Genomic DNA, 19967 nt, shown 5'->3' with positions numbered 1-19967 from the left:
GAACCGACCCTAGTGACCCGTGACGAGCCAGGCGTCTCCGCGGACCCGGTGGAGCATGCCGACCAGCCGCACCAGGACGAAGGCGGCCAGCCCCGCCCAGACGCCGGCGATGCCCCAGTCGAACCGCAGCGCCAGCACGTTGAGCGGGGCGAAGGCCAGCACCGCGGAGAGCACCGTGATCGTGCGCAGGAAGCGGACGTCCCCGGCACCGATGAGCACGCCGTCCAGGGCGAAGACGACACCGGCGGCGGGGAGCATCGCCACGAAGAACGGCCACAGGATGTGCGCTTGCGCGACCACGGCCGACGACGAGGTGAACAGGCCCGGGATGAGCCAGGCGAAGGCCCCGAAGACGGCGGCGAGGAGCAGGCCGGCGTAGAGCCCCAGTCGCGCGACCTGCCACGACATCGCCCGGGCCGCGCCGACATCCGCACCACCGAGGGCGGCGCCGACCAGCGACTGTGCCGCGATCGCGAAGGAGTCCAGCAGCAGCGCGGTGAAGTTCCACAGCTGCAGTCCGATCTGGTGGGCGCCGATCTGCGCGGTCCCCATCCTGGACGCCACCCCGGCGGCGGTGAGAAAGGCGACCTGGAAGGCGGCGGCCCGGATCACGAGGTCCCGGCCGACGACGGCCTGGGCGCGGATGACAGTCAGCTCCGGTCGCAGGCTCACCCCGGTCCGGCGCAGGGCGGCCAGGAAGAGTCCGGCGCCGACGGCCTGGGCGGCGACATTCGCGACGGCCGAGCCGACGAGCCCCCATCCGGCGGGATAGACGAGCAGCGGGCAGAGCGCGGCCGAGAGTCCGTTCGCGGCGAGGACGATGACGACGGGGGCGCGGGTCCGCTGGATGCCGCGCATCCAGCCGTGGCCAGCCAGCACGAGCAGCACGCCCGGCAGCCCCAGTACGGCGACCCGGAACCACTGCTCGGCCGCGCGTTGGATCTCCCCGTCGCCAGCGAGCAGGCCGGTGAGCGGGCCCGCGAGAAGCCAGCCGACGACGGCGACCACGGCGCCGATCGTGGCGGCCAGCCAGGATGCCTGCACCCCCTCGCGGACCGCGCCGGCGGTGTCACCGGCGCCGTAGGCGCGGGCCGCGCGGCTGGTGGTGCCGTAGCCGACGAAGGTGCCGACGACGGTCAGCAGCGTCATCAGCGCGGCCCCGACGCCCAGGCCGGCGAGGTCGCGGGCACCGAGGTGACCGACGACGGCGGTGTCGACGAGCAGGTAGAGCGGTTCGGCGGCGAGCACCCCGAAGGCCGAGGCCGACAGCGCCAGCAGCCGGCGGGTGGGAGCCGTCGCGGCGGTGCCCGTGCCGGCGAGACGGTCAGACACCGGCGTCGGCGATGTCGGTGACCTGCCAGGCACCGCCCACCAGCAGCACGTTGACGCGTAGTCGCTGATCGGCGACGACACTGGTCCTGCCGTTCTCGGTGCGGCTGCCGGTGGCCGCCACCAGCACGATGACCCGGTCACCGCGGGCCTGCTCGATGGCGACGGCGGTGGCGCGGCCGGTGAGGTCGTAGCCCCCCTGCCGCACCCGGCGGGCCGCGGCGGGCAGCGAGGCCTGCAGCTCCGAGCGCAGCGGATCACCCGTCGCGGCCAGCGCCGCCGCCTCGTCGGAGTCGAGCGAGTCGCGGCGCAGGGTCAGCGCCGCCACCACGTGACGGCGCGCCGTCTCGGCGGCGTCGGCGACGCGGGCGGAGCCGGCGGGCACACCGGCATTGGCACCGGCGTCGAGCCGACTGATGAGGTAGCGACTGCCGACCCGCTGCATGGTCGCGGTCAGCGTGAGCGCGCTGTCCTGCGGGTCCGAGTCGCCCCGGACCACCGTCTGCACGCCGAAGATCAGCACCTTCGCCGTCCGCAGGTCCGACGACATCTCGCCGATCCCCGCGGCCGTCTGCCGGAAGGTCTGCACGATCCGTTGCGCCCGGGCCTGCCGGCCGAGGCTCCCCTCGATCGCGGCGCGGTACGCCCGGCGATAGGCACCCGTGGTGACCCCGTCGGCCGCGCGGAGGGCGAGGTCCAGCGAGCGGTAGTCGTAGGTCGTGACGGCGCCGACGCCGGCGGCGGCACCGGCCACGAAGGCCCGCGCAGCTGCGGCTGCCGAGCCTGCGGTGCCGGTCCTCGCGGCGGCCTGCGGCGTCGCGTCGTGACGGCGCAGCGCGACGACCGAGGCGATGATCGCGATCGCCGTGAGCGCGACGGCGACGACGAGCAGGACCGGTCCGCGCAGCCACCATCGCGGCGGGGCGTCGCGGGCCTCCTGCGCGCGCCGGGACGACCGGGTGGCGGGGGCGGCGGCGCCCGGACGCGGACGGCGCCGCGGCTCGACTGACGCCTGGTCGGTCCCGGCGTCGGCCGCGGAGGTGGTCCCGGAGTCGGCCGCGGCGTCCGTCGCGGTCTCCGTCGCGGCGTCGGCCCGGTGGTCGCTCACTCGTCCTCGTCGACGACCCGGGGCTTGCGGTACGGGTCTGCCTCCCCGGCCGGGACAGCCCCCTTCCGGGCCGCCTCCAGCTTCGCGTCCTCGGCCGCGGCGCGGGCGAGCAGATCCTCCAGCTGCCGGGCGTTGTCGGGCAGCGCATCGAGGGTGAAGGTCAGGGTCGGCGTGAAGCGGACGCCGGTCTGCCGTCCCACCTCGCTGCGCAGCACGCCCTTGGCCGACTCCAGCGCGGCGGCCGAGGCAGCGCGGTCGTCCTCGTCGCCGAGGACGGTGTAGAAGACGGTAGCGTCGTGCAGGTCGCCGGTGACGCGGACGTCGGTGATGGTCACCATGCCGAGCCGCGGATCCTTGATCTGCCGCTCGATCACCGTGGCCACGATCTGCTTGATGCGCCCGGACAGTCGCCGAGCGCGCGCCGCGTCAGCCATGACGTTCTCCTTCTCCGCGGAATCGAACTAGTTGAGGTCGTCGTCGTCGAGCACTCGCGTGCGGGTCGACAGCAGCTCCACCTCGGGGCGCCCGGCCACGAGGCGCTCGCACGCCGTCAGCACCTCAACGACGTGCACGCGGTCCCCCGCCACCAGCGACGCCGACACCTCGGCGCGCCGGTGGAGATCCTGATCCCCCGTCTCTGCCGCCGAGACCCCGTACTTGCGGACCAGCTCCGCCACGATCGGCCGCACGACCGACCGCTTCTCCTTCAACGACCGGACGTCCCCGAGCAGCAGGTCACAGGTCAAGACGCCCACCACCACCGCACTCACCCACTCTCGGGTTGGACAACCACGTCATGACGAGCGGAGCGCAGTCGGTGGCGTGCCGTCCGCGAGCCTGGATGGGCCTGGCCCCCCGAGCGAAGCGCGGGGTGGTTGCGAGCGGACGGCACGCCACCGACGAAGCGAACCTCAGACGCGCGGCTTCTCGCGAAGCTCGAACGTCTCGATCACGTCGTCGATCTTGATGTCGTTGTACGACCCGAGACCGATACCGCATTCGTACCCGTCCCGGACCTCGGTCGCGTCGTCCTTGAACCGCTTGAGCGACTCGACGGTGAGGTTGTCGGCGACGACGGCGCCGTCCCGGATCAGCCGCGCCTTGGCGTTGCGGCGGATCAGGCCGGTACGCACCAGCGAGCCGGCGATGTTGCCGATCCGCGGCACCCGGAAGACCTCCCGGACCTCGGCGGTACCGAGCTGCACCTCTTCGTACTCGGGCTTCAGCATGCCCTTGAGCGCAGCCTCGATCTCCTCGATGGCCTGGTAGATGACCGTGTAGTACCGGACGTCGACACCCTCGCGCTCGGCCGCCTCCCGCGCCTTGCCCTCGGGCCGGACGTTGAAGCCGATGACCACCGCGTCGGAGGCGACCGCGAGGTTGATGTCGTTCTCGGTGATCGCACCGACACCGCGGCCGATGACGCGCAGGCTCACCTCGTCCTTGGCGTCGCCGAGGTCGATGTTGACCAGCGACTCCTCGAGCGCCTCGACCGAACCGGCCACGTCGCCCTTGATGATGAGGTTGAGCTGCTCGACCTTGCCCGCGGCGAGCGCCTCGGTCCAGTCGGCCAGCGACACCCGCCGGCTGCCGGCAGCCAGCTGCGCATTGCGCTCGCGGGCCTGACGACGGTCGGCGATCTGCCGAGCGACGCGGTCCTCCTCGACGACGAGGAAGGAGTCGCCGGCACCGGGCACGGAGTTCAGACCCAGCACCTGGACCGGACGCGACGGAGTCGCGACGTCCACGTTGTCGCCGTTCTCGTCCAGCATGGCGCGGACCTTGCCGTAGGCGTCCGAGGCGACGACGGAGTCGCCGACCCGCAGCGTGCCGCGCTGCACCAGCAGCGTGGCGACCGGACCGCGACCGCGGTCGAGCCGGGCCTCGATGACGATGCCCTGCGCGTCCTGCTCGGGGTTGGCCCGCAGGTCGAGCGCCGCGTCCGCGGTGAGCAGCACGCCTTCGAGCAGGTCGTCGATGTGCTGGTTGGCGCGGGCCGAGACATCGACGAAGAGCGTGTCGCCGCCGTACTCCTCGGCGACCAGCCCGTACTCGGTGAGCTGCTGGCGCACCTTGGACGGGTTGGCGCCCTCCTTGTCGATCTTGTTCACCGCGACGACGATCGGGACGTCGGCAGCCTGGGCGTGGTTCAACGCCTCGATGGTCTGCGGCATGACGCCGTCGTCGGCGGCGACGACCAGGACGACGATGTCGGTGGTCGCCGCACCACGGGCACGCATGGCGGTGAACGCCTCGTGACCCGGGGTGTCGATGAAGGTAATCGGACGGTCCTGGCCCTCGTGCTCGACGTGGACCTGGTACGCACCGATGTGCTGGGTGATGCCGCCGGCCTCGTCCTTCATGACGTTGGTCTTGCGGATCGCGTCCAGCAGGCGCGTCTTGCCGTGGTCGACGTGACCCATGACGGTGACGACCGGCGGGCGGGCGATGAGGTTCTCCTCGTCGCCCTCGTCCTCACCGAAGGAGAGGTCGAAGCTGTCGAGCAGCTCGCGGTCCTCGTCCTCGGGGCTGACGACCTGGACGGTGTAGTTCAGCTCGGCACCGAGCAGCTGCAGGGTGTCCTCGTTGACCGACTGCGTTGCGGTCACCATCTCGCCCAGGTGGAACATGATCTGGACGAGCGAGGCCGGGTTCGCGTTGATCTTGTCGGCGAAGTCCGACAGCGAGGCACCGCGGGGCAGCCGCAGCACGTCGCCGTTGCCGCGCGGGACCTGCACGCCGCCGATCGACGGGGCCAACATGTTGTCGAACTCCTGGCGACGCTGCCGCTTGCTCTTGCGGGCGCGGCCGGCGGGGCCGCCCTTGCGGCCGAAGGCGCCGGCCGTCTGGGCACCGCGACCACCACGGCCGCGGCCACCGCCGCCACCGGAGCGGAACGGGGCGCCACCCGGACCACCGGGACCGCCACCGGGGCCACCGCCACCGGGGCCGCCGCGGAATCCGCCACCGCCGCCACCGGGACGACCGCCGGGACCACCCGGACGGCCACCGGGACCACCCGGACGGCCACCGGGGCCACCCGGACCACCACGACCGCCGGGGCCTGCCTGCCGGCCCGGCATCATGCCGGGGTTCGGGCGGGGCGGCATCATGCCGGGATTGGGGCGCGGACCGCCGGGGCCGCCACCGCCGGGCGCGGCCGGGCGGGGACCGCCGGGGCCGCCCTGGCTGCCACCGGGCGTACCCGGCTGCTGCGGGGCACGAGGCGCGGCGGGACGGGCGGGGGCGTTGGCGCCCACACCGAAGGGGTTGTTGCCGACGCGCGGGCCGGGACGCGGTCCCGGCGCGGCCGGACGCGGCGCCGCCGGGGCGGGAGCCGACGCCGCCGGCTGCTCGGGAGCAGCCGGGGCAGCGGGAGCGGCCGGTGCGCTCGGCACCGGCGGAGCCGGGGTCCGGGCTGCGGCCGGAGCCGGGGTCGCCGCCGGGGCGGGCGCGGCGGGAGCGGGCACGGCGGGCTGCGCCGGGCCGGGCACCGGGCCGGGCGTCGCCGCAGGCGCGGCCGGAGTCGCCTGCTGCGCGGGGGCAGCGGCGGGCGACGGCGTCGCGGCAGGCTGCTCGACGGGTGCGGTCGCCTTCTTGGCGGGCGCCTTCTTCGCCGGCGGAGCGGCGTCGGGGAAGGCCTCGCGGAGCCTGCGGGCGACGGGTGCTTCCACGGTGGACGAGGCGCTCTTGACGTACTCGCCCATGTCGCCGAGCTTGGCGAGGGCTTCCTTGCTGGTGATTCCGAGCTCTTTCGCAAGAGCTGATACGCGGGTCTTGCCGGGCACGTGTCTCCTTCGATGAGACCGTGCGGCGACACCGCGCGGTCCCTTAGTGGGTGGACCTACTCATTGCTGGCGCTTCATCGAACGCTCATTGCTCGTATCTCCTACGGGTTTTCGCCGCCGCACCGAACGTGTCGGCGTCGCTTCCGTCTGACGTCTCCGCAACGTACTCGCCCACCCGCGTCGCGCTCACCGTCGCGGGCACCCGAAGGGCCCTGGCGAATGCGCGGCGCCGAACGGCCAGTTCGACACACGACCCGTCGGGGTGCACCCAGGCACCTCGTCCGGGACGTCGCCGTCGCGGATCGGGCACCAGCTCGAGCGGGTCAGAGGCCGTCGGGCTGCTGTCCCGTGCCACGACGACACGGAGCAATTCCTCGGCCGGCACCCGTCGGCGGCACCCCACACAGGTGCGAATAGGGCCTTCGCGTAACGCCATTGCCCCATTGATCCCCTGTGAGACGCCGTCGACCACGCGACGACCGTCGTTCAGTCTACTCCCCGGCGTCGGGCGTGTCGGACACCGCCGCGTCGGCGCCGGACGGCTGGTCACCGGGGACCTCGCCATNGACCACGCGACGACCGTCGTTCAGTCTACTCCCCGGCGTCGGGCGTGTCGGACACCGCCGCGTCGGCGCCGGACGGCTGGTCACCGGGGACCTCGCCGTCACTGTGGATGTCGATGCGGGCGCCGGTGAGCCGTGCCGCCAGCCGAGCATTCTGACCCTCGCGACCGATGGCGAGGGAGAGCTGGAAGTCCGGGACGACGACCCGCACCGCCATCACGGCGGGGTCCACGACCTCGCTCTGCAGCGCGTGAGCCGGGGAGAGCGCGTTTCCGACGTAGGTCGCCGGGTCGGCGTGCCAGTCGATGATGTCGATCTTCTCGCCGTGCAGCTCGGCCACCACGTTGCGGACGCGCTGGCCCATGGGACCGATGCAGGCCCCCTTGGCGTTGAGACCGTCGACCGACGTCCGGACGGCGATCTTGCTGCGATGGCCGGCCTCGCGCGCCACGTTGACGATCTCGACGCTGCCGTCGGCGATCTCGGGGACCTCGAGGGCGAAGAGCTTGCGTACCAGGTTCGGGTGGGTGCGGCTCAGCGTCACCTGGGGGCCGCGCATGCCGCGGGCGACGCCGACGACGTAGGCCCGCAACCGGGAGCCGTGCGGGTACTCCTCGTTCGGCACCTGCTCGGACTGCGGCAGGATCGCCTCGACCTTGCCGATGTCCACCACGACGACGCCGCGCTGGTTGGCCTGCGCGTCGGCCTGGACGATGCCGGTGACGATGTCGCCCTCCCGGCCGGAGTATTCACCGAAGGTCTGGTCGTGCTCGGCGTCGCGGAGTCGCTGCAGGATCACCTGACGGGCCGTCATGGCCGCCACCCGACCGAAGTCGGTGGGCGTGTCGTCGTACTCCTCCTCCAGCTCGCCGTCGGCGGTGAACTCCTGCGCCCAGACGATCACCTCGCCGCTCTTGCGGTCGATGGCGACGCGGGCGTGCGGCATCGAGTGCGGCGTGTGCTTGTAGGCGGTCAGCAAAGCAGTCTCGAGCGCGTTGATCAGCGTCTCGAAGCTGATCTCCTTCTCGCGCTCGATGCTGCGCAGCGCAGTGAGGTCGACGTTAACCATGTTCGGCCTCCGTGGGATCGGCGGACCGCTCGTCGGCCACGCGGTTGAACTCGACCTGCACCTTGCCGCGGCCGAGGTGGGGCCAGGGCACCGTCTGCTGCCGTCCCTTGACCTCCAGCGTGACGCCATCGTCGTCACTGGCCAGGACCCGCCCGGTGATCGCCTTCCCGTGAGCCTCGGTACTGACGAGCCGCCCGCGGGCGCGACGCCAGTGGCGTGGCTCGGTCAGCGGCCGGTCGACGCCGGGCGAGGTGACCTCGAGCGTGTAGGAACCCGCCAGCGCCCGGGCGAGGTCACCGTCGGCCTCCTGACCGGTGTCGAGGGCGTCGGAGACGACGCGGCTGACCTGCGCGACGGCATCCAGGTCGATCCCGCCGTCGGCGTCCACCACCACGCGCACGATGCTGCGGCGGCCGGCTTGGGAGACGGCGATGTCCTCCAGGTCGTAGCCCGCGGCAGTGACGAGCGGATCGAGGAGGTCCAGCAGACGTCCGCGGAGTGCGGCCCCGGACGCTCCGGCTGACGCGGGCGGCGGCATGGCAACACTCCTTCTGTGACGGCCGGCGGGAACCGGGCCTGTTGTGCAGTGCCGGGGAAGTTTATCGGCAATCGGAGCGGCGCGAGACACCCCCGCCGACCCGAGCGGCACCGGCTCGGGCGTCTGCCAGGATTGGCTGGTCATGGGTGAGGCCACGGGTGAGACGGACGCGCCGCGCGACGACGAGCGCCCGCCCCGGCCTCGGCCCGCTCCCCCGGTTGCACCGGACTCGCCCGACTCGCCGGCAGCGGCTGCGGTGCCGCCTGACCCGCCGACCGACCCGCCGACCGGGACGGCGCCCGACCCGACGCCCGACCCGACGCCCGACCCGACGCCCGACCCGACGCCCGACCCGCCGACCGGGACGCCGACCGGGACGCCGACCGGGACGCCGACCGGGACGGCGACCGGGACGGCGACCGGGACGGCGACCGGGACGGCGACCGACCCGCCGACCGACCCGCCGACAGGGACGGCAGGAAAGCCGTCGGGGCACCATCCGGGGGAGTCGGCGGTCGAGACGACCGCGCCGCTCCCGGTCACCCCGACCGGCCCGACCGGCCCGACAGACCCGGCTGACCCCACGGACCCGGCCGTCGGCGAGACCTCCGGACCGCGCCATGCCGCCCCCGAGGCCGAGCGCGGCAGGCATCCCCGACGCTGGTTCCTGGGTGGCGCCGCCGCCGTCCTGGTCGCCGGTGGCGCGGGCGTGGCCGCAGCCGTCGTCCGCTCCCCTTCCCGGCCGGACCGCAACCCTGCCCCGGCTGCGCTGCTGGCGGCGGTGGCGGCCGAACGGGCGCTGCTCGCCGACCTGGACGCGACGACCGGCGGCGACGAGCAGGTCCGATCGAGGCTCACCCAGGTACGCGCCGACCACGCCGCACACCTCACGGCGCTGACCGCCCTCGTCTCGCGCTACGACTCGCCGCGGCAGCAGCAGAGCGGCGTGACTTCGGCCCCGGCGACACGCTCGTTCGCCGGCGGCACACCCCGAACGCTGGCGCAGCTGCAGGCGGCGGAGCAGCGCGCGGCGACCGCGGCGGCGTCGCATGCGGCCGCCCTCTCCGGCCGACTGGCCACCCTGCTCGCGAGCATCTCGGCCTGCGAAGCCGGTCACGCGGAGCTGCTGTCGTGAACGCCGTGACCGACAACCTGCAGGCCGCCCTCGCCGCCGAGCACCGGGCCGTCTTCGGCTACGCGCTGCTCGGACCGCGCCTGAGCGGGACCGATCGCGACCGGGCAGCGTCCGACTACGCCGCCCACGAGAGCATCCGCGACGAGACCGAGACGCTGCTGGCCCGGCGCGGGGTGACCCCGGTGGGGCCACGACCCGACTACCCCGATCTCTTTCCTGTCGCCGACGCCGCCGCGGCCCGGACCGTCGCCCGCCGGCTGGAGGACACCACCGCCGCTGCCTGGCGCGCCGTGTATGCCGCCGCCGCGTCTGGCGCCGCGGCACGGTCGGTGAGGTCCGAGGCGCAGCGCCGTCTCACTGCAGCGGCGGTCCGCTCGGTGCGCTGGCGTGCGGTGATCGACCCCGACCGCGCCACCACCCCGTTCCCCGGCATCTGACGGCGCGATCCGGGAGCGCCGATCCCGCCTGGCGGGACTACCGCTCCCCGATCGGCGGGCGGGTCAGAAGAGGATGGTGCTCAGCGTGCCCACCTCACGCATGCCGAGCCGGTCGTAGAGCCGGCGAGCAGGCGTGTTGAAGTCGTTCACGTAGAGGCTCACCGTCGGCGCGAGGGTGAAAGCGTGCGCGAAGACGGCCGCCAGAGCGGGGGCGGCGAGACCGCGGCCGCGCAGATCCGGCCTGATCCAGACGCCCTGCACCTGGCAGGTGTGTCGCGAGATCGCGCCGATGTCGGCCTTGAAGACGACCTTGCCGTCGAGGTCGAACCGGGCGAAGGCGCGCTGCTCCCGGATGAGACCGCCGAGCCGGCGGCGGTACTCGCCGCTGTGGCCGCCCGCCCGGAAGGGAGAGACGCCGAGCTCCTCGGTGAACATGGCTGCCGCGGCCGGCAGGTACGCGTCCAGCTCGGCGGCGAGCACCGGGCGGACACCGGCGTCCACCTCGGTCGGGGCGGCCGCCGCGTCCAGGACCAGCAGCGGCTGCCGTTCGCGCACGACCCGCGGCTCCTCCCAGGAGTGCCGCAGCTCGGCCCAGAGCCCGGCCACGCTGTCGCGGGGGCCGACGATCGAACTGCAGACCCGCGCCTCGGCCGAGAGGCGCCGACCCAGCAACTGCCACGCCTCGGCGTCCCCGGCGACGGGGAGCAGGTTGCCGCCGTGGAAGGCGGCTGCGGCCAGACGATCCTGGTCGTCCCTGATGCCGAGGACGGTGCCGCCGAGACGTCGCGGCGACAGTGACGTCACCGCGTCCAGCCGGTGGGCAAGCACGACGTTGACGATCGGGTCCTGCTCCACCAGGCGGCGCAGCTCGTGACGCTGGGTGTCGGCGAGCATGCCCACGGTCCGCGCCGGTCGGGCTGGCGGGCTGTCGGCGCCGGTCGCCGCAGCCGCCGTCCGAGACGGTCGACGTAGCAGTGAGCTCACATCGAGGACGCTACGGCACGTCCGGGGGCGGCTGCGGCATGCTCAGCCACCACTCACGGTGCCGACCGCCTGGTACTCAGGCGCCCCTGCCGGTGGAGTTCTGCAGACGCTCGATCTCCTCACTGGCCTCGGCCTTGGTGAGGTCGTCCTTGACCTCCTCCCCCGCCTCCTGCGCCAGCGTGTGCAGGTAGGAACGCTGCGGTCCGGTCATCGGCTCGTCGCCGGTCACCCACTCCTCGGTCGGCTTCTCCGCCTGCGGCGTGGCGTCGTCCTGGTCGGCCATGGTGCCTCCTCGTTCGAATTCGGTGTTCGAACGGAGCCTGCCCCGTTGCCGTCGTCCCTAACCGGTGGAAGGCGGCCCGAATCCCGAGTCGTCCCCGGGGAGTCAGGTGACGGAGACGCTGGGCTCACCGGAGGCGACGCCAGCGGCGCCCATCTCCTCGGCCATTCGGAGCGCCTCCTCGATGAGGGTCTCGACGATCTGGGATTCCGGGACGGTCTTGACGACCTCACCCTTGACGAAGATCTGCCCCTTGCCGTTGCCGGAGGCGACACCGAGATCGGCCTCGCGGGCCTCGCCCGGACCGTTGACGACGCAGCCCATGACCGCGACCCGAAGCGGCACCTCGATGCCTTCGAGGCCGGCCGTGACCTTGTCGGCGAGCGTGTAGACGTCGACCTGCGCGCGACCGCAGGACGGGCAGGAGACGATCTCGAGACGGCGCTGCCGCAGGTTAAGCGACTCCAGGATGGCGAGGCCGACCTTGACCTCCTCGACCGGCGGCGCCGAGAGGGAGACGCGGATGGTGTCGCCGATGCCCTGGCTCAGCAGCGCACCGAAGGCCACCGAGGACTTGATGGTCCCCTGGAAGGCCGGGCCGGCCTCGGTGACACCGAGGTGCAGCGGGTAGTCGCAGGCCTGCGCGAGCAGCTCGTAGGCGCGGACCATCACCACCGGGTCGTTGTGCTTGACCGAGATCTTGAAGTCCCGGAAGTCGTGTTCCTCGAAGAGCGCCGCCTCGTTCAGCGCTGACTCCACCAGCGCCTCGGGCGTCGCCTTGCCGTACTTGGCGAGCAGTCGCTTGTCCAGGGATCCGGCATTGACGCCGATCCGCAGCGAGACGCCGGCGTCGGCGGCGGCCTTGGCGATCTCGCCCACCTTGTCGTCGAAGGCCTTGATGTTGCCGGGATTGACCCGGACGGCCGCGCAGCCGGCGTCGATGGCGGCGAAGACGTACTTGGGCTGGAAGTGGATGTCCGCGATCACCGGGATCTGCGACTTCGCGGCGATTGCCGGCAGCGCCTCGGCGTCGTCGGCCGACGGGCAGGCGACCCGAACGATGTCGCAGCCGGCGGCGGTGAGCTCGGCGATCTGCTGCAGCGTGGCGTTGACGTCGGCCGTCAGGGTCGTGGTCATGGACTGCACCGACACGGGGGCGTCGCCCCCGACGGCCACCGAGCCGACCCGGATCTGGCGGGACTTTCGGCGGGGTGCGAGAACCGGCGGCGGGGCGGTGGGCATGCCGAGATTGGTGGTCACGTCTGTTAATTATCCCCTTCGCAGGATGCCGGCGGTCAGGAGCCGAAGAGTTCGATCGGACTCACGATGTCGGCGTAGAGCGTGAGCAGCGTGAGGACGATCAGGATCGAGGCGATGCCGTAGATCACCGGCAGCATCGAGGCGGTGTCGACGTAGATCTGTTCGCGCACCGGCGTGACGCGTTGTCCGTCGGCGCCGAAGACCGGCGGGGCCGACCGGGACCGCAGCCGGGCCCAGCCGCGGCGGATCGCCTCCACGATCGCGCCGGCGACGTGTCCGCCGTCCAGGGGTAGCAGCGGCAGCAGGTTGAAGAAGAACAGCAGCAGGTTGACGCTGGCCAGCAGGCCGAGCAGCGAGACGATCTTGTCCTTGGTGGTGATCTCGTGCGTCTCGGCGAGCTCGCCGCTGATACGGCCGATGCCGACGACACCGACAGCGCCGGTGGGATCGCGCTTCTCACCCTGGAAGACGGTGCCGAAGAGATTCGAGATCTTGTGCGGGTAGCTGGCCAGGGCGTCGAGGCCCTGCTTGATCTGGCTGCCGATCTCGCCCGGCACCTCGGTCAGCGACAGCGTGTCGTAGTAGCGCGGGATGACCGGCTCGACACCCAGGTAGCCGGTGGTCGCCAGCTTGGTGCCGCCCGAGCCGTCGGCGACGCGCTTGACGTTGCGCACCGGGGTGATGGCCAGCTGCCTGGTGGCACCGTCCCGCTCGACGGTGAGCGTCAGCCTGCGGTCGGCGGCCGGCTCGATGCGAGCCACGAAGGCGTCCCAGCTCGTCACCCGGGCGCCGTCCACGGCGAGCACCTTGTCGCCGGGCTGCAGCACCTTGTAGGCGGGCGCCTGCGACCCGGCGGGGCACTTGTTCGGGTCGACGTTCGTCGCGTTCGCCGAGACGACGCACTTGGTGATGGCGTTGATGGTGAGCGTCGGCGGCCGCTCCTTGGAGATGCCGATAGTGGTGAGGATGATGACGGTGAGCACCAGGTAGATGAGCAGGTTCATCGACGGCCCGCCCACCATGACGATCATCTTCTTGCCGGGGGTGAGCCGGTAGAACTGGCGGTCCTCGTCGCCGGGGGTGACCTCGGAGCGGCTGACCTGGCGGAAGTCCTCGACGGCGCTCGCCAGGCGCCGGGGCCAGCGTGAGCGCTTGCCGTCGGCCCGCGGCGGGACCATGCCGATCATGCGGATGTAACCGCCGAGCGGGATCCACTTCAGGCCGTACTCGGTGTCGCCCCGCTTCCGCGAGAACATCGTCGGACCGAAGCCGACCATGTACTGCGTCACCTTCACGCCGAACTTCTTGGCCGGCACCATGTGCCCGATCTCGTGCAGCGCGATGGAGAGCAGCAGCCCGAAGGCGAAGACGAGCACGCCCAGCGTGTAGAGCAGCCATGACGGCATGTCGGGCCTCGGTTTCCCTTCGTGCGTCGGACGTCCCGTGCGGTCAGTCCGGTCGCCGGCCCGCCACCAGCGCCTGCGCGCGGCCACGGGCCCACTGTTCTGCCTCTTCGACGTCAGCCACGGTACCGGGATCACCCACGGCGTCGTGGCGTTCGCTCAGCCACTCGTCGACTACATCGGCGATGGTGTCCACGATCTGAAGGAAGCCGATGCCGCCGTCGTGGAAGGCCGCCACCAGAAACTCGTTGGCGGCGTTGTAGACGGCCGGGGCGCAGCCCCCGACGGCACCGGCTCGCTTGGCCAGGGCCACGGCGGGGAAGGCGACCTCGTCGAGCGGTTCGAAGGTCCAGCTCTGCGCGGTGGTCCAGTCGACGGGCGCAGCGGCGCCGGCAATGCGATCGGGCCAGCCGAGCGCGAGGGCGATGGGCAGCCGCATGTCCGGCGGCGAGGCCTGCGCCAGCGTCGAGCCGTCGTCGAACTCGACCATCGAGTGCACGACCGACTGCGGGTGGACGACGGCCTCGATCCGGTCATACGGGACGTCGAAGAGCAGGTGCGCCTCGATGATCTCCAGGCCCTTGTTGACCAGCGTGGCCGAGTTGGTGGTGACCAGGCGACCCATGTCCCAGGTGGGGTGGGCCAGGGCCTGCTGCGGCGTGACGTCCGCCAGCTCGGCGCGGGACCGGCCCCGGAACGGACCTCCACTGGCCGTCACCAGCAGCCGCCGGACCTCCGCCGCGCGGCCGGCCCGCAGGCACTGCGCAAGGGCGGAGTGCTCGGAGTCCACCGGGACCAGCTGGCCCTCACCGGCGAGCCGGGTCACGAGCGGACCGCCGGCGATGAGCGACTCTTTGTTGGCCAGCGCGACGACGTGACCGGCCGACAGCGCGGCGAGGGTGGCACGCAGCCCCTGCGCGCCGGCGACGGCGTTGAGCACGGTGTGGCAGGGCCGGGCGGCCAGCTCGGCGGTGGCCTCGGGACCGACGTGCAGCGAGGGCGACGGCACGTCGCCGGGCCAGACGGCGTCCAGCTGCTCGCGCAACGCGTCGACGGCGTCGGCGCGGGCGATGCCGACCGCAGCGACCCGCAGCCTCGCGGCCTGCCGGGCCAGCGCGGCCACGTCCGACCCGCCCGCCGCGATCGCGACGATGCGGACCCGGTCGGGAGCCAGCGCGGCGATGTCGATCGTCTGCGTGCCGATCGAGCCGGTCGAACCCAGCAGGACGACCTCACGGGGACTCACCCCCGCATCCTCGCACCGGCCCGCAGTGCCAGGACCACCACCGGCGGCCAAAGGGCCTGCTGCGCGGCGACGAGGCGTTCCCAGAGGCCGCCGACCCCGCCGTCGACCCGCGCGTAGAACATCGTCAGCAGCACGATCGACAGCGCCGTGACGGCGAGCGCCACCTCGGGTCGCACCGCCCACGACCAGCCACGGCGGGCCGTGGTGGCCGGCCACAGCGCGAGCAGCAGGAACGTCGCGCTCGCCGACCAGCCGTGCAGGGTCGAGCCACCGGCGTGAGTCGGGAACGCCGCCACCAGGAGCGTCGTGACTCCCGCCAGCGCGAGCACGCCGCGGCTGGCCGGTCGCAGCGCGGTCAGTCCCGCCGCCGTCACCAGGTAGGCGAGGCCGAGCAGGATCAGCGCAGTGGTCATCACCCAGCGGTGGGGTGCGCCCGTGGCGGCCAGATCGCTGATCGTGTTGCGGACAGCGCTGAAGTCGTCGGTGCGCAGTGCCTGCGCCAGCGTCCACCCGCCGATGAGGACGACCGGCGCCGCGAGCGACGACAGCACCGCCCACCACGGCGGACGCGCCGCGGCCGTCCGGCTCATGCGAACAGCGACTTGCCCCACCAGTCGCCCGGCCCGCTCAGACCGGGCGGGCAGGCCCAGAGGCCGCTGCCGGTGTGCCGGATGTACTCGTTGAGCAGGTCCGAGCTCCCGAGCCGCCGCTGGATCGGGATGAACTGCTTGCGCGGGTCCTTCTGGAAGGCGATGAAGAAGAGCCCGGCGTCCAGCAGACCGGTCTCCGGATCGATGCCGTCGGTGTAGCTGTAGCCCCGACGCAGCAGCATCTGCCCGTCGTTGGAGGCTGGCGCGGCGAGCCGGATGTGGGCGTTGGCGTCGATGACGAGCTGCCCGTTCCGCTTCGCCGCCAGCTCGACGGTGTCGAACTCGTGCTTGCCGGTCAGCGGGGCCCCGGAATTCTTGGTCCGGCCGAAGACCTTCTCCTGGTCGGCCAGGAAGTCGGTGTCCCAGGACTCGATCAGCATCCGGATGCGACGCGCCACCAGGTAGCTGCCGCCCTCGAGCCACGGCTGGTCGGTCTCCTCACCGACCCAGACGAAGCGATCCATCTGGTCGAGGTCCTCGTCCTTGACGTTGTTGGTGCCGTCCTTGAAGCCCATGAGGTTGCGCGGCGTGTCCTGGGCCTTCGAGGTTGACGAGGTCCGGCCGAAGCCGAGCTGGGACCACCGCATGACGGCGGTACCGCGGGCCAGCCGGGCGAAGTTGCGGATGACGTGGAAGGCGACCTGCGGGTCGTCGGCGCAGGCCTGCACGCAGAGGTCGCCACCGCTGCGGCTCGCCTGCAGCGTGTCACCGGGCAGCGCCGGGAGGTCGACGAGGGCGGCCGGGCGCTTGTCGGCCAGCCCGAAACGCTCGTCGAACAGCGACGGCCCGAAGCCGACGGTGATGGTGAGGTTCGATCCGGACAGCCCCAGTGCCTCGCCGGTGTCGATCGGCGGACGCTCCGGGGAGACCTCGACGGCCCCCACCTGCAGACCCTTGGTCAGCTGGCTGGCCGCGGCTGCCCACGTGCCGAGCATGACCTGCAGGCTCTGCGCGTCGGTCGCGGTGACATCGAAGGCGGCGAAGGCGAGGCGATCCTGCGCGGGGGTGGCGATGCCGGCCTGGTGCTTGCCGAAGAACGGCACGTACCCGGCCGAGGCGCCCGTGCTGCCGGAGCCGCCGTCGCCACCGGGCGCGGCGCCGGCCTCGGTGGCGCGGGCGATGCCGAAGCCGGCACCGCCCGCGGCGACGACGCCAGCGGTGCCGAGGGCGGTCCCCAGGAAGCGACGCCGGTTGGGTCCGCGACGCCCGTCGTCGCCGCCGATTGCCGATTGCCTCATGACGTCGTGCTCATGATCAGGCGTTCGCCACCTTGCTCGAGACCTTGGACAGCGGCTCCTGCACGTTCTTCACGGCGGCGGCGAAGCCGCGCTTGTCCGCGGCGGTGAGCTGGTTGTAGAGCTTGTAGCCGGACGGGTTCGCCGTGGTCTTGTACTTGTCCAGCAGTGCGCTCAGGGTGGCGAAGCGGCTCTGGATCGTGGTGCTCAGCGTCTTGTCGATGGTGTCGAGGGCCGGCTGCAGCTGGGCGAAGGCCTGCTCGGCGCCCTCGACGTTGGCGGCGAAGTCGAGCAGGTCGACGCGCGAGTAGCGCTCCTCCTCGCCGGTGATCTTGCTGGCCGCGACCTCGTCGAGCAGCCCCTGCGCGCCGTTGGCGAGCTCGGTCGGCTTGTAGGTGAGCTTGGCGGTGAGTCCCTGCAGGCGCTTGATGTCGGCGACGAGCTTGTCGCCGTAGTCGCCCATCCCCTTGAGGCTCTTCTGCTGAAACAGCGACTTCTCGATGCGGTGGAAGCCGCGCCACTGCGAGGCCGGGACGTCGCCCTCGCGGATGTCGATGTCGGCGTCGATCGAGTCCTTGCCGATGACGAAGGACTCGGCGACCGGCTCGATGCGCTCGTAGAAGGGCCGAGCCGCCATGTAGGCCTGCTGCGCCGCAGCGAGATCCGTGCCGTGCAGCGCCGTGTTGAACTTCGCGACGGCCGTGACCAGCGCCGACACCTGGGTGTTGACGTAGTTGGCGTAGCCCTTGGTGCCCTGCGCGAGCAGCCCGGCCACGGTGGTGTCACCGCCGCCGGCGGCCTTGCCGGTGACGGTGAGCGGGCGCTTCTCCGGCGTCGCGCCGGGGCAGTACAGCTGGTAGGTGCCGGCAGTGAGCTCGACGGTGAAATTGCCGCTGAAGCCCGGCGGCAGGTTCTCCTTCTCCCCCACGATGCGCTCACCGGCGAGGATCTCGACCTCGCTGACGGCGGCGGCGTCCTGGTTCTTGACGTTGACCGTGACAGCCCCGGCCGCCAGCGTGGTGTGGTCGGCGACGCAGCCCTTGGCCTGGGTCACCACGACGTTGGTGACCTTCGACGTGCCCGAGGCCTGCGTGGCCGACGAGGTGCCGTTCGAGCTGCCGTTCGAGCCGGTGTCGCCGGAGGACGAGCAGGCGGTCAGCGACACCGCGACGGCGGCGCCGAACGCGAGGGTGATCCCGGCGGTGCGGGGGCGGGCGGTGAGGGTCATCGTCGTCTTCTCCGTGCGGCTCGGTCCACTGAGGCGAGGTGAGCCTAACCTAACTGATTCCTACCGTCGGACCAGGTCCGGCGCGGTCCGTGCCGGGACGGCCGCCGGGACCGGACGACGCGTCCGGCCGCGCAGCGCGAAGCCGATCACGACAAGCAGCGCCAGGATGGCGACCGCGATGCTCCAGCCCGCCACAGTGCGCAGCAGCGCACGCCGGTCCAGGGCGTCGTGATCGCTGCGGGCGGCGCGTTCGGCCGCCGCGACGACCCCGGCCGGCAGCGAGCGCGTCGCCGTCGCCACGGGGCGGGCGAGGGCGGCGTTGTTGCTGGGGGTGCCGGCCGTGGCCGTGACGACCTCGCGCCAGGTGAGGTCCAGCACGCGCGAGGTGCGGTTGTCCAGCCAGGCGGTGACGGTGATCTGCGCGTCGTAGCTGAGGGGGATCGTCCCGCCGCGGGTCTGGATGCCCACCGGCACCCGGCCGCCGTTGAGGGCCGCCACCGTAGCCGGGCTCAGGGCGGTGGGGCGACCGGCTGCGGCCGTGCCGGGCATGGTCGTGACGTAGCGCGTCGCGGGGATGTCGGTGGGGTTGCGGCCCCCGTCGGTCGCCTCGAGGCGCAACGCGACGGTCTCGGCCGTCGTCCCGGCGACCGGCTCCTGCCGCTGCGTACTGACCGTGGCGAGCTGCGCGTCGCGCTCGACGACCCGGGCACTCACCCGGCCGGCCTGCGTGATCGGGTCAGCCGGCGGCGCGTCGGGCGCGAGCAACGGCAGCACCAGCGCCGCCAGCGCCGCGACGACACCGACAGCGATCCCGCCCCGGACGACGGCCCTCGTCGGGACCGCGCGGCCGGGTGGCCAGACGACATAGATGCCGACGGGGACGAGGTAGGCGAGCCAGGCCAGGACCTCGACGAGCACCGGACGCGGCTGCAGGCCGAGCATGCCGGTGAGCAGCGACGCCTGGACCGTGCCGGGTTCGACCAGCCAGGTGAGGTCCACGACCCGCGACTGCCCGATGTCCAGCCAGCCCGCCTCGTGGGCGGTGTGGAAGGCGTTGACGACGAGGCCGGCAGCGACCAGGACGAGGACGAAGCCGGTGACGCGGAAGAACTTGGAGAGGTTCAGGCGCACGCCGCCGCGGTAGATGCCGTAGCCCAGGCCCACCGCGATGGCGATGCCGAGGACGGCCCCGACACCGGCGCTGGCCCCGGCGGAGGTCTCGTTGAAGGCGGCGAGCAGGAAGACGACGGTCTCGAGTCCCTCGCGGATGACGGCCAGGAACGCCATCAGCACCATGGCCCGGCCGACGTTGCCGGCGCCACCCATGGCGTCCCCGGCGAGCCCCTCGAGCTGGCCCTTGAGGTTGCGCGAGTTCCGGCGCATCCAGACGACCATGTAGGTCACCATGCCGACGGCGAGGACCGCGATGACGGTCTCGAGCCCCTCCTGCTGCCGCTGCGGCAGGTTCTGCGAGTAGAGCCGCAGCGCGATCCCGGCGGCGAGGCAGAGGACGATGGCCAGTCCCACGCCGAGCATCACCCAGCGGAGCAGGTCGCGACGGCCCTGCTTGCGCAGGAAGGCGGCGATGATGCCGACGATGAGCGCGGCCTCGAGGCCTTCGCGCAGGCCGATCACGAAACTGGGGAGCATGCGCTCGACTTCCTCACTGACACTTAGGTAAGGCAGGCCTTCGCAGACTAACCGAGAGGACGGG

The 19967-nt window shown here is 72.4% G+C and carries 19 protein-coding genes; 2 read left to right on the top strand and 17 right to left on the bottom strand.

The window, feature by feature from the left end; all coding sequences use genetic code 11:
- Nucleotides 1-9: 9 nt before the first annotated feature.
- The 8 genes from AC0NZQ_RS20290 to rimP all read right to left on the bottom strand — a co-directional run bounded on the left by AC0NZQ_RS20290 (nt 10) and on the right by rimP (nt 8395).
- Nucleotides 10-1332 carry an MATE family efflux transporter gene (locus tag AC0NZQ_RS20290; RefSeq protein WP_474531897.1) on the bottom strand — a complete coding sequence of 441 codons (1323 nt, stop codon included), beginning with the start codon at nt 1330-1332 and terminating at the stop codon, nt 10-12.
- Nucleotides 1325-2437, bottom strand: a complete 1113-nt coding sequence (locus tag AC0NZQ_RS20285; protein ID WP_474531896.1) for a hypothetical protein — start codon at nt 2435-2437, stop codon at nt 1325-1327. The genes AC0NZQ_RS20290 and AC0NZQ_RS20285 overlap by 8 nt, the downstream gene beginning before the upstream one ends.
- Nucleotides 2434-2871 carry a 30S ribosome-binding factor RbfA gene (rbfA, locus tag AC0NZQ_RS20280; RefSeq protein WP_474531895.1) on the bottom strand — a complete coding sequence of 146 codons (438 nt, stop codon included), beginning with the start codon at nt 2869-2871 and terminating at the stop codon, nt 2434-2436. The genes AC0NZQ_RS20285 and rbfA overlap by 4 nt, the downstream gene beginning before the upstream one ends.
- Nucleotides 2872-2898: 27 nt before the next feature.
- On the bottom strand, nt 2899-3198 hold the full coding sequence (locus AC0NZQ_RS20275; protein ID WP_474531894.1) for a DUF503 domain-containing protein: 300 nt from the start codon (nt 3196-3198) through the stop codon (nt 2899-2901).
- Nucleotides 3199-3348: 150 nt separating this feature from the next.
- On the bottom strand, nt 3349-6225 hold the full coding sequence (gene infB / locus AC0NZQ_RS20270; protein WP_474531893.1) for a translation initiation factor IF-2: 2877 nt from the start codon (nt 6223-6225) through the stop codon (nt 3349-3351).
- Between the two features lie 85 nt (nt 6226-6310).
- The gene (locus AC0NZQ_RS20265; protein ID WP_474532042.1) at nt 6311-6661 is read right to left on the bottom strand and encodes a YlxR family protein; all 351 of its coding nucleotides are present in this window, start codon (nt 6659-6661) and stop codon (nt 6311-6313) included.
- 155 nt (nt 6662-6816) lie between these two features.
- Nucleotides 6817-7857, bottom strand: a complete 1041-nt coding sequence (nusA, locus tag AC0NZQ_RS20260) for a transcription termination factor NusA (protein ID WP_474531892.1) — start codon at nt 7855-7857, stop codon at nt 6817-6819.
- Nucleotides 7850-8395, bottom strand: coding sequence for a ribosome maturation factor RimP (rimP, locus tag AC0NZQ_RS20255; RefSeq protein ID WP_474531891.1), 546 nt, complete (start codon nt 8393-8395; stop codon nt 7850-7852). The genes nusA and rimP overlap by 8 nt, the downstream gene beginning before the upstream one ends.
- A gap of 142 nt (nt 8396-8537) precedes the next feature.
- Between rimP and AC0NZQ_RS20250 the strand changes: the two genes are divergently transcribed.
- The gene (locus tag AC0NZQ_RS20250) at nt 8538-9530 is read left to right on the top strand and encodes a hypothetical protein (protein ID WP_474531890.1); all 993 of its coding nucleotides are present in this window, start codon (nt 8538-8540) and stop codon (nt 9528-9530) included.
- Nucleotides 9527-9967 (top strand): ferritin-like domain-containing protein, encoded by a 441-nt coding sequence (locus AC0NZQ_RS20245; protein WP_474531889.1) that lies wholly within the window; start codon nt 9527-9529, stop codon nt 9965-9967. The genes AC0NZQ_RS20250 and AC0NZQ_RS20245 overlap by 4 nt, the downstream gene beginning before the upstream one ends.
- Before the next feature lie 63 nt (nt 9968-10030).
- On the opposite strand, the gene AC0NZQ_RS20240 is transcribed toward AC0NZQ_RS20245, so the two are convergent.
- From AC0NZQ_RS20240 to efeU, 9 genes are all read right to left on the bottom strand, one after another.
- A complete protein-coding gene (locus AC0NZQ_RS20240; protein WP_474531888.1) occupies nt 10031-10951 on the bottom strand; it encodes a GNAT family N-acetyltransferase in 921 nt (306 codons plus the stop codon).
- A 76-nt stretch (nt 10952-11027) separates the two neighbouring features.
- Complete coding sequence (locus AC0NZQ_RS20235; RefSeq protein ID WP_474531887.1) at nt 11028-11234, bottom strand: DUF3072 domain-containing protein; 207 nt, start codon at nt 11232-11234, stop codon at nt 11028-11030.
- A 102-nt stretch (nt 11235-11336) separates the two neighbouring features.
- Nucleotides 11337-12491, bottom strand: a complete 1155-nt coding sequence (ispG, locus tag AC0NZQ_RS20230) for a flavodoxin-dependent (E)-4-hydroxy-3-methylbut-2-enyl-diphosphate synthase (RefSeq protein ID WP_474531886.1) — start codon at nt 12489-12491, stop codon at nt 11337-11339.
- Nucleotides 12492-12526: 35 nt separating this feature from the next.
- Nucleotides 12527-13897 (bottom strand): M50 family metallopeptidase, encoded by a 1371-nt coding sequence (locus tag AC0NZQ_RS20225; RefSeq protein ID WP_474531884.1) that lies wholly within the window; start codon nt 13895-13897, stop codon nt 12527-12529.
- 43 nt (nt 13898-13940) lie between these two features.
- Nucleotides 13941-15140, bottom strand: a complete 1200-nt coding sequence (gene dxr, locus AC0NZQ_RS20220; RefSeq protein WP_474531883.1) for a 1-deoxy-D-xylulose-5-phosphate reductoisomerase — start codon at nt 15138-15140, stop codon at nt 13941-13943.
- Entirely contained in the window at nt 15137-15730 is a 594-nt protein-coding gene (locus tag AC0NZQ_RS20215; protein WP_474531882.1) for a DUF998 domain-containing protein, read from the bottom strand. The genes dxr and AC0NZQ_RS20215 overlap by 4 nt, the downstream gene beginning before the upstream one ends.
- Nucleotides 15727-17028, bottom strand: a complete 1302-nt coding sequence (efeB, locus tag AC0NZQ_RS20210; RefSeq protein ID WP_474531880.1) for an iron uptake transporter deferrochelatase/peroxidase subunit — start codon at nt 17026-17028, stop codon at nt 15727-15729. Before efeB ends, AC0NZQ_RS20215 begins: the two co-directional genes overlap by 4 nt.
- A gap of 16 nt (nt 17029-17044) precedes the next feature.
- Nucleotides 17045-18253, bottom strand: a complete 1209-nt coding sequence (gene efeO / locus AC0NZQ_RS20205; protein ID WP_474531879.1) for an iron uptake system protein EfeO — start codon at nt 18251-18253, stop codon at nt 17045-17047.
- Between the two features lie 60 nt (nt 18254-18313).
- Nucleotides 18314-19903, bottom strand: a complete 1590-nt coding sequence (gene efeU / locus AC0NZQ_RS20200; protein ID WP_474531878.1) for an iron uptake transporter permease EfeU — start codon at nt 19901-19903, stop codon at nt 18314-18316.
- Nucleotides 19904-19967 lie beyond the last annotated feature (64 nt).

The organism is Jatrophihabitans sp. sgz311053 (genome assembly GCF_056135305.1).
The sequence above is the reverse complement of the archived record's forward strand: the minus strand, read 5'-3'. Positions and strand labels throughout refer to the sequence as shown.

Bases quoted from the DNA above. Each gene is read 5' to 3' on its own strand.
- rbfA (WP_474531895.1), bottom strand. From the start codon at position 2,871: ATGGCTGACGCGGCGCGCGCTCGGCGACTGTCCGGGCGCATCAAGCAG.
- AC0NZQ_RS20265 (WP_474532042.1), bottom strand. From the start codon at position 6,661: ATGGCGTTACGCGAAGGCCCTATTCGCACCTGTGTGGGGTGCCGCCGA.
- nusA (WP_474531892.1), bottom strand. From the start codon at position 7,857: ATGGTTAACGTCGACCTCACTGCGCTGCGCAGCATCGAGCGCGAGAAG.
- rimP (WP_474531891.1), bottom strand. From the start codon at position 8,395: ATGCCGCCGCCCGCGTCAGCCGGAGCGTCCGGGGCCGCACTCCGCGGA.
- AC0NZQ_RS20250 (WP_474531890.1), top strand. From the start codon at position 8,538: ATGGGTGAGGCCACGGGTGAGACGGACGCGCCGCGCGACGACGAGCGC.
- AC0NZQ_RS20235 (WP_474531887.1), bottom strand. From the start codon at position 11,234: ATGGCCGACCAGGACGACGCCACGCCGCAGGCGGAGAAGCCGACCGAG.
- AC0NZQ_RS20225 (WP_474531884.1), bottom strand. From the start codon at position 13,897: ATGCCGTCATGGCTGCTCTACACGCTGGGCGTGCTCGTCTTCGCCTTC.
- AC0NZQ_RS20215 (WP_474531882.1), bottom strand. From the start codon at position 15,730: ATGAGCCGGACGGCCGCGGCGCGTCCGCCGTGGTGGGCGGTGCTGTCG.
- efeB (WP_474531880.1), bottom strand. From the start codon at position 17,028: ATGAGGCAATCGGCAATCGGCGGCGACGACGGGCGTCGCGGACCCAAC.
- efeO (WP_474531879.1), bottom strand. From the start codon at position 18,253: ATGACCCTCACCGCCCGCCCCCGCACCGCCGGGATCACCCTCGCGTTC.
- efeU (WP_474531878.1), bottom strand. From the start codon at position 19,903: ATGCTCCCCAGTTTCGTGATCGGCCTGCGCGAAGGCCTCGAGGCCGCG.